The 288-nt window shown below is 66.7% G+C and carries 1 pseudogene; it reads left to right on the forward strand.

From position 1 onward, the window contains the following. Window positions 1–288, forward strand: a pseudogene (locus tag CH341_RS32210) (NAD(P)H-dependent glycerol-3-phosphate dehydrogenase); the annotation flags it as partial.

The raw sequence follows: 288 nt of genomic DNA on the forward strand, positions 1-288 counted from the left end.
ATCGACGCAGCAGCCGCTGAGCGAATGGCGGAAAGCCGGGAAAATAGCGATTTTCTGCCCGGGCCGCGGCTGCCGGAGACGATCGCCGTCACCAGCGATATGGCGCGCCTCGGCGACGCCGATTGCGTGCTTCTCGTCGTCCCGTCGCAAGCCACCCGGTCGCTGCTGACTGGAATCGGCGCAACGCTTTCTGAGGATGCCGTGGTTGTCGCCTGTGCCAAGGGCATCGAGCAGGAGACCGGCGCGCTTCAGGGTGAGATCGTGCGGGCGGCGCTGCCGGAACACCAG

This window comes from Rhodoplanes roseus, assembly GCF_003258865.1.
GTDB lineage: Bacteria > Pseudomonadota > Alphaproteobacteria > Rhizobiales > Xanthobacteraceae > Rhodoplanes > Rhodoplanes roseus.